The following is a 7,375-nucleotide window of genomic DNA, read 5'->3' on the forward strand; positions in this document are numbered from 1 at the left end:
GACGGGAATCGGCCGGCAGAGCCATCTTCAGGAGAGATTCCCCTGATCAGGGCCTGTGAACGCGCCGGAGACCGGCGAGGCGCCGGCCTCCCGTCCGATCACGGGGACGACGTCCCGCGCTGCTCCAGCGGGACGCTCCACGTCAGGCGGGTGCCTCCCCGCGCCGGCGCCTCCGCCGTGAACGATCCGCCCAGGCGCTCGGCCCGGTCCTGCAGGTTCCGCAGACCGCTGCGCCGGCCCCCTTCCGGGAGCCCGACCCCGTCGTCCTGCACCACCAGGGTCAGCCGGCCCTCGTGCGCCCGGGCCAGCACCTCGACCTTGGAGGCCCGGGCGTGCCGCACCACGTTCGACAGCGCCTCGCGCAGCACCGCCGGCACGTGGTCGGCCACCCGCTGGGGCACCGCGCTGTCCAACCGGCCCTCCATGCTCAACCCCGGCATGAAGCCCAGATGGCCGCGCGCCTCCTCCACCAGGGCGACGAGCTGCACCCGCAACCCGGTCTCGCCCCGCTGCGCGGGCGTCTGCAGCGCGAAAATCGTCGAGCGGATCTGCCGGATCGTGCCGTCCAGCTCGCCGATCGCGCTCTGCACCCGCGCCACCGCCTCCGGCCGCTCCACCAGCGGCACCGTGCTCATCAACGTCATGGCGACGGCGAACAACCGCTGGATCACCACGTCATGCAGGTCCTTGGCGATCCGGTCGCGCTCCTCCAGCAGCCCCAGCCGCTCGGCGTCCATCCGGCTCTCGGCCAGCTCCAGCGCCACCGCGGCCTGCCCGGCGAACGACTGCAACATGCTCACCTCGGCCCGGTTGAACGGGATCCGCCCCGACCGCTTGCCCAGCCACAACACCCCCCGTACCGCGCCGGAGGCCCCCATCGGCACCGCCGCCGCCGGCCCCCGCGACGTCTGCCCGGCCGCCCGCGCCGGCAGCCACCCCCCGCCCGGATCGGCCACCGTCACCGGTTCGCCTCCGGCGAAGGCCCGCCCCGCCGGCGACTCCTGCGTCACCGTCCGCCCCGGTTCGGGTGCCAGGCCCTCTTCGGCCGCCCCGTCGACGAGGACCACCCGCAACACCCGTCCCGCCCACACCGGCGGCACCCGCCCGATCTCCGGCTGCGCCCTCTCCGCCTCGGGTTCCGGCGCCCGGCCGGTCTCCCCCGGCTCCGCCCGATCCGCCTGCCCGGTCTCCTCCGGCAGGAGCACCGCCACGGCATCGGCCCCGGCCATCTCCCGCGCCCGCCGCGCGATCACCGTCAGCACCTCCTGCGGCGCCGCGCCCGACAGCAGGCTCGTCGTCACCTCCGACGAGGCCCGCAGCCACATCTCCCGCCGCCGCGTCTCCTCGTACAGCCACGCGTTCTCGATCGCCACCCCCGCCGCGGCGGCCAGCGCGGCCACGATTGCCTCGTCGTCCTCGTCGAACTCGCCGCCGCCGCGTTTCTCCGTCAGGTAGAGGTTCCCGAACACCTCCTCCCGCACCCGTACCGGCACGCCCAGGAACGACCCCATCGGCGGGTGTCCCGGCGGGAAGCCGAACGACTCCGGGTGGTCGGCGATACGCGCCAGGCGCAACGAGCGCGGCTGCTTGATCAGCAAGCCCAGCAGCCCCAGCCCGTGCGGCCAGTGCTCGATCCGCGCGATCTCCTCCTCGCTCAGCCCCACCGGCACGAACTGCACCAGCGTGCTGGCCTCCCCGATCACGCCCAGGGCCCCGTAGGTGGCGTCCACCAGCGTGGCCGCGGTCTCCACGATCCGGCGCAGCACCGTCTCCAGATCCAGATCGCTGCCCACCGACACCACCGCGTTCAGCAACGCGCGCACCCGATCCCGGGTGTTCAGCACCGTCTCCAGCCGCACACGCAACTCCGCCGGCAGTTCGTCCAGGTGCATGTGCGGCATCACGGTTCGTGGCATCCCCCTTGCCATACGTCAAGTCTGACATCCACGCGCGTCAGGCCCCAACCGCCGGCGCCGGTGGCGCACCCACCGCGCCCGGGGCCCGCCCGGTCCGCCGCGGTGGTCGAAAGGCCCCGGCATCGAGGACCTCTGGCCTCTGCCCCGCCGCCCGGCGCGGCGGTGTGATGGAGACCCGGGGAGCGCGGCGGGAGACAGACGTGTCCCCCGGTACCGAGCTCCGGGACGGGAACCGGCGGCGGATCCGCCCCGCCGGACCGGGCCCGCAGACACGCACCGGCAGGAGGTTCAGCGATGCAGGTGAAGGTCAAGGACGTCATGACCAGGCAGGTGGCGTCGGTCAACGGCGCCACCCCGTTCAAGGATGTCGCCGAAGTGCTCATCGCCCACGGTGTGAGCGCGGTCCCCGTCGTGGACGGCGAGGGACATGTCATCGGGGTCGTCTCCGAAGCGGACCTGCTGCACAAGGAGGAGTTCCGGGAGCGCTACTACCGGGAGGGCTACCAGCCGCCGCTGCGCGCCCGGATGCGCCACCACCTGGGCCAGGAGGGCGACCACGGCAGGGAGAAGGCCCAGGGCGACACCGCCGCGGAGCTGATGACCGCTCCCGCGGTCACGGTCCAGCCGTACGCCTCCATCGTGACCGCGATGCGGCTCATGGAGGAGTACGGGGTCAAGAGACTGCCCGTGGTGGACGGCGAGGGGATCCTGGTGGGCATCGTCAGCCGTCGTGACCTGCTGAAGGTCTTCGTCCGCACCGACGCCGACGTCGCCGGCGAGGTGCGTGAGGAGATCCTCGGGCACTCCCTGTGGGTCGAGCCCAACGACGCCGCCGTCACCGTCGCGAACGGGATCGTCACGCTGACCGGCCGCATGCACCGGCGCAGCGACGCCCAGCTCGTGGCGCGGATGACCCGCCGGGTGAACGGGGTCGTCGACGTGATCGACCGGCTGGAGTGGGACGTGGACGACGCCCCCTCCTGGGGAGGACGGTAGGGATGCTGGTCCGCGAGGTCATGAGCAGCCCGGTGATCACCGTCCACCCCGCCGACACGGTACGGCGGGCCGTCAGGGTCCTGCACGCGCACGACATCACCGCGGTCCCGGTGCTGGACGGGGCCGGGCACCTGGTCGGGATCGTCAGCGAGATGGACCTGCTGCGCGGCGAGTTCGCCCCGGATCCGCGTGCGAGCCTGAGACCGGTCGCCGGGCACGACGCGCCCCCGCCCCGCCGCGTCGAGGAGGTCATGACCCGGCAGGTCGTCACCGTCACCGAGGCCACCGACGCGGCCACGCTCATCGATCTCCTGGTGAGCAGGCGCATCAAGAGCCTGCCGGTGGTCGCGGGCGACCGCGTCGTGGGCATGGTCAGCCGCCGGGACCTGATCGCCGTGCTGGCCCGACCGGACGAGGAGCTGCGTGCCGACGTGATCGCCGCGCTGCGCGAGCAGTATCCCTCCGGCCCCCGGTGGGACGTCGTCGTCCGCGACGGGGTGGCGGAGGTGCGCGCGGACGCCGACGAGTCCGGTGCGTCCGGGGAGCACACCCGGATCGCCGAGCTGATCGCCCGTACGGTCCCCGGCGTCGTCCGGGTCGGGCATCCCGGGTGAGCCGGGCATCCAGGTGAGGTGACGGACGCCGGACGCGCACCGGGGTCTCAGGTCTCCGGCAGATCACATCGGACGGCCGGACGGTCACCAGGTCGTCACGGTCGTAGTCGGCCTCGACGTGCAGGCCGACGACTCCCCCGGCGCCGCGGGCGGCCCCGGCGAGCCGGACGAGCGGCGGCGGAAGAGCGATGAGGGACTTTCGTCCTGGCCGGCGTGCCCGTTGGGCACTCACCCGGCGCCCGTCCCCGTCCCCAGGCTGGGAGGGAACGCGTGACGCGCCCGGCGCCGCCCGGCGCGCGGGTCCGTGACCGAGGATCGGGAGGGGAACATGAAGGCTCTGGTGTACGAGGGCTCCGGCCGCAAAGCCTGGACCGAGGTTCCCGACCCGGTGATCCGCGATCCCCGTGACGCGATCATCCAGGTCGACACGGTGACGATATGCGGCACGGACCTGCACATCCTCGGCGGCGACGTCCCCGAGGTGGAGCCGGGGCGGATCCTCGGCCACGAGGCGGTCGGCACCGTGGTCGACGTGGGCGACGCCGTCGTCGGGCTGCAGCCGGGCGACCGGGTCCTCGCCTCGTGCATCTCCGCCTGCGGCCTGTGCTCCTACTGCCGGCAGGCGCGGTACGGGCAGTGCCTGGGCGGGGGCGGCTGGATCCTCGGCCACCTCGTCGACGGCGTCCAGGCGGAGTACGCGCGGCTGCCGTTCGCCGACCTGTCCACCCACAAGCTCACGCCCCGCGTCAGCGACGAGGCGGCCGTGATGCTCGCCGACATCCTGCCCACCTCCTACGAGGTGGGGGTGCTCAACGGCGGGGTCCGGCCGGGCGACACGGTGGTCATCGTCGGGATGGGCCCGATCGGGCTGGCCGCGATCCTGACCTCGCGCCTGTACTCCCCCTCCCACATCATCGCGGTCGACAAGGCCGACAGCCGGCTCCAGGCCGCCAAGCGGCTCGGCGCCGACATCGCCGTCAAGCCCGGTGACGACCCGCTGGAGGTGATCCGCTCGATGACCGGCGGCCTGGGCGCCGACGTGGCGATGGAGGCCGTGGGTGTGCCGGAGACCTTCGAGCTGTGCACCACGCTGATCCGGCCCGGCGGCCGGGTGGCCAACATCGGCGTCCACGGGCGCTCCGCCACGCTCCACCTGGAGGACCTGTGGAGCCGTGACGTCACCATCACCACCGGGCTGGTCGACACCTTCTCCACCTCGAACCTGCTCACCATGCTGGGCAACGGGCAGCTCGACGTCGGCCACATGGTCACCCATCGCTTCCCGCTGGACGACTTCGTGAAGGCGTACGAGGTGTTCGCCGATCCCGTGCGGAGCGGTGCCCTGAAGGTCGCGCTGACGCGTGCCTGAGCGCCGCGCCACCCCCGTCCGGGCGCTCGCGACGGCCGCCGACGCCGACGCCTCAGCCCGCGCCGGGCCCGGCCGGGTAGCGCAGGATCCGGTCGTCGCCGTCGCGCACGTCACCGCGCCCGTCGGTGTTGGACGTGGTCAGCCAGAGCGCCCCGTCCGGGGCCACGGCGACCGTGCGCAGCCGGCCGTACCGGTCGGCCAGCTCGGCGCGGGGCTCGCCGGTCCGGCCGTCGCGCAGCGGCACCGTCCACAGCCGCTCCCCCCGTAGCGCCGCCACGTACAGCGTGTCACCGGCGATGGCGGCGCCGGACGGGGACGCCTCGCTCGTGGACCACGTCACGAGCGGGTTGGTGAACCGCCCGCCGCGTGTGTCGCCGGTGCCCTCCACCTCCGGCCAGCCGTAGTTGCGGCCCGGCTCGATGAGGTTGACCTCGTCGAGGCGGTTCTGCCCGAACTCGGTCGCGAACAGCCGCCCCCGCCCGTCCCAGGCCAGTCCCTGGACGTTGCGGTGGCCGAGGCTGTAGACCGGCGAGCCCGGCGTCGGGTTGCCCGGCGCGGGGTCGCCCTCCGGGGTCAGCCGCAGGATCTTGCCGTTCGGCCCGTCGGGGTCCTGCGACGAGTCGCCCTCCCCGGCGTCGCCGGTGCCGGCGTACAGCATCCCGTCCGGTCCGAACGCGATGCGGCCGCCGTTGTGGAAGGAGGCGTTGGCGATGCCGTCGAACAGTACCTCCGGGGTGTCGTCGTCGAGCCGGAAGCGCACGATCCGGTTGTCGGACTCGGTGGTGAGGTAGGCGTACACGTACCGGTCGGTGGCGTAGTCCGGTGACACGGCGAGCCCGAGAAGGCCGCCCTCGCCGCCGGCGGCGACGTCCGGCACCCGGTAGACCTCGCGTGCCCGCCCGCCGCGTGCCGGCACCTGGAGCACCCGGCCGCTGTCGCGCTCGGCGACGAGCGCGTCGCCGTCCGGCAGGAACGCCAGCCCCCAGGGCACCTCGATCCCGCGGGCCACCTCCTCTCCGGCGCCGAGGTCGGGAACCCCGCCCGGAGTGCTGGTGGCACGCGAGGTGGGCGGCGGCGCGGCGGCGCTCGGGGAGGCCGCGACCTCGGCGTTCGGGTCGCCGGTGCAGGCGGCCAGCACGAGGGCCAGGCCGGCGGCCGCCGCGAGCCGGCTCGCGTTCTTTCTCATGGTCACTCCTTCTCCGGTCGGGGCTCCGATGCCGGGGCTCCTGTCCCCTCAACCGTTCCCCTCCCCGCGACGGTTCCCCGGCCCGGCGTGCCCGCGCGGCGCGGGCACGCCGGGCAAGGAGGGCTGAACGCGGAAGAGGACGGGACCTTCGTCCCTTAGCACGGCCTCGGGTGATCGGTGAGTCTTGAGGACATGAAAGTCGATTCAGCGGGCCTGGACGTGCTCTCCCGCGAGGAGTGTCTCGAACTGCTGTCCTCGACGCCGATCGGGCGGATCGTCTTCACCGACCGTGCCCTTCCCGCGGTGCAGCCAGTCATCTTCTGCCTGGACGGTGAGGACATCGTCATCCGCACCGGTGCGGAATCCAAGCTGGCCGCCGCCACCCGCGACACCGTGGCGGCCTTCGAGAGCGACGACTTCGACCCGCGGACGCACGCCGGCTGGTCGGTCACCGCCGTCGGACGCACGCGTGCCGCCCATGACCCCGCGGAGATCGCCCGGCTGTCGGCGCTGCCGCTGGCGGCGTGGATGCCGGGGAAGCGGGACCATTTCATCGTGCTCAGCACCGAGCGGCTCTCCGGCCGCCGCATCCGGTCCCAGTCTGTTCCCCGTTGAGATCATGGAGCGGTCCGGCGGCGGCGGATCCAGATCAGGGCGCCCCGTAAGCGGAGGCCGGCGAGGTGACCGGTCGGCCGCCTGTTCGGCCTTCCCCGGGAAGGAGATCCGCATGTCGTCCTCCCGGAACGACGGCAGATCCACGGTCGGCGGGCAGCGGCAGCCGAAGCCCGGTTCAACCGGCGGCGCACGTCCTTGACCGGCGGGCCGGGAGGATCGGCATGTATGTCGTGGAGATCGGAACAGCCGCTCCGATGACGACGCCGCAGGCCTTCCAATGATCTACAAGCCGTTTCCCAGTGCCGCCCCCTAGCCTTCCCTGCACACCTGGCCGGCCGACGCCACCCGCTGCCGCCGCGCGAAGATGCCCGGCCGGGCCGCCTTCGCCACAGACCGGGCCGCCCCGTGCGGGCCGGCACGGGCACACCGGAACACGCATCCGCCCTTTCGAAAGAGCCCGCATGACTGACAAGACCGCCCTGGGTGACCGCATCAAGGGCTACGAGCGGCCGACCCGCATGGTGCTGCCGCGCCGCACCTTCTCCGTGGTCCGCGTGGACGGCCGCGCCTTCCACCGTTTCCTACGGCACGCCGACAGACCGTACGACTTCGCCGTGGTGAACGCCATGAACGCCGTCGCCGAAGCCCTGTGCGCGGAGATGTCCGGCGCCGTGTTCGC

Annotated in this window: 7 protein-coding genes; 5 read left to right on the forward strand and 2 right to left on the reverse strand. The window is 73.3% G+C overall.

Annotated features, from left to right (window positions below; all coding sequences use genetic code 11):
* Positions 1–98 precede the first annotated feature (98 nt).
* Positions 99–1,916 (reverse strand): GAF domain-containing sensor histidine kinase, encoded by a 1,818-nt coding sequence (locus ABD841_RS31755; protein ID WP_344979484.1) that lies wholly within the window; start codon positions 1,914–1,916, stop codon positions 99–101.
* A gap of 294 nt (positions 1,917–2,210) precedes the next feature.
* On the opposite strand from ABD841_RS31755, the gene ABD841_RS31760 reads away from it, so the two are divergent.
* The 3 genes from ABD841_RS31760 (at position 2,211) to ABD841_RS31770 (ending at position 4,895) form a co-directional block, all read left to right on the forward strand.
* Positions 2,211–2,912: a CBS domain-containing protein gene (locus tag ABD841_RS31760; RefSeq protein ID WP_344979486.1), complete on the forward strand. Its 702-nt coding sequence runs from the start codon at positions 2,211–2,213 to the stop codon at positions 2,910–2,912.
* Between the two features lie 2 nt (positions 2,913–2,914).
* On the forward strand, positions 2,915–3,526 hold the full coding sequence (locus ABD841_RS31765; protein WP_344979488.1) for a CBS domain-containing protein: 612 nt from the start codon (positions 2,915–2,917) through the stop codon (positions 3,524–3,526).
* A 328-nt stretch (positions 3,527–3,854) separates the two neighbouring features.
* Positions 3,855–4,895 (forward strand): alcohol dehydrogenase catalytic domain-containing protein, encoded by a 1,041-nt coding sequence (locus tag ABD841_RS31770; protein WP_344979489.1) that lies wholly within the window; start codon positions 3,855–3,857, stop codon positions 4,893–4,895.
* Between the two features lie 52 nt (positions 4,896–4,947).
* Here the strand turns inward: ABD841_RS31770 and ABD841_RS31775 are convergent, their stop codons facing one another.
* On the reverse strand, positions 4,948–6,081 hold the full coding sequence (locus ABD841_RS31775; RefSeq protein ID WP_344979491.1) for a PQQ-dependent sugar dehydrogenase: 1,134 nt from the start codon (positions 6,079–6,081) through the stop codon (positions 4,948–4,950).
* 192 nt (positions 6,082–6,273) lie between these two features.
* On the opposite strand from ABD841_RS31775, the gene ABD841_RS31780 reads away from it, so the two are divergent.
* Positions 6,274–6,696 (forward strand): pyridoxamine 5'-phosphate oxidase family protein, encoded by a 423-nt coding sequence (locus ABD841_RS31780; protein WP_344979493.1) that lies wholly within the window; start codon positions 6,274–6,276, stop codon positions 6,694–6,696.
* Positions 6,697–7,157: 461 nt separating this feature from the next.
* The coding region (locus ABD841_RS31785; RefSeq protein ID WP_344979495.1) for a tRNA(His) guanylyltransferase Thg1 family protein at positions 7,158–7,375 on the forward strand (218 nt) is incomplete at its 3' end.

Source organism: Streptosporangium fragile (assembly GCF_039534445.1).
GTDB lineage: Bacteria > Actinomycetota > Actinomycetes > Streptosporangiales > Streptosporangiaceae > Streptosporangium > Streptosporangium fragile.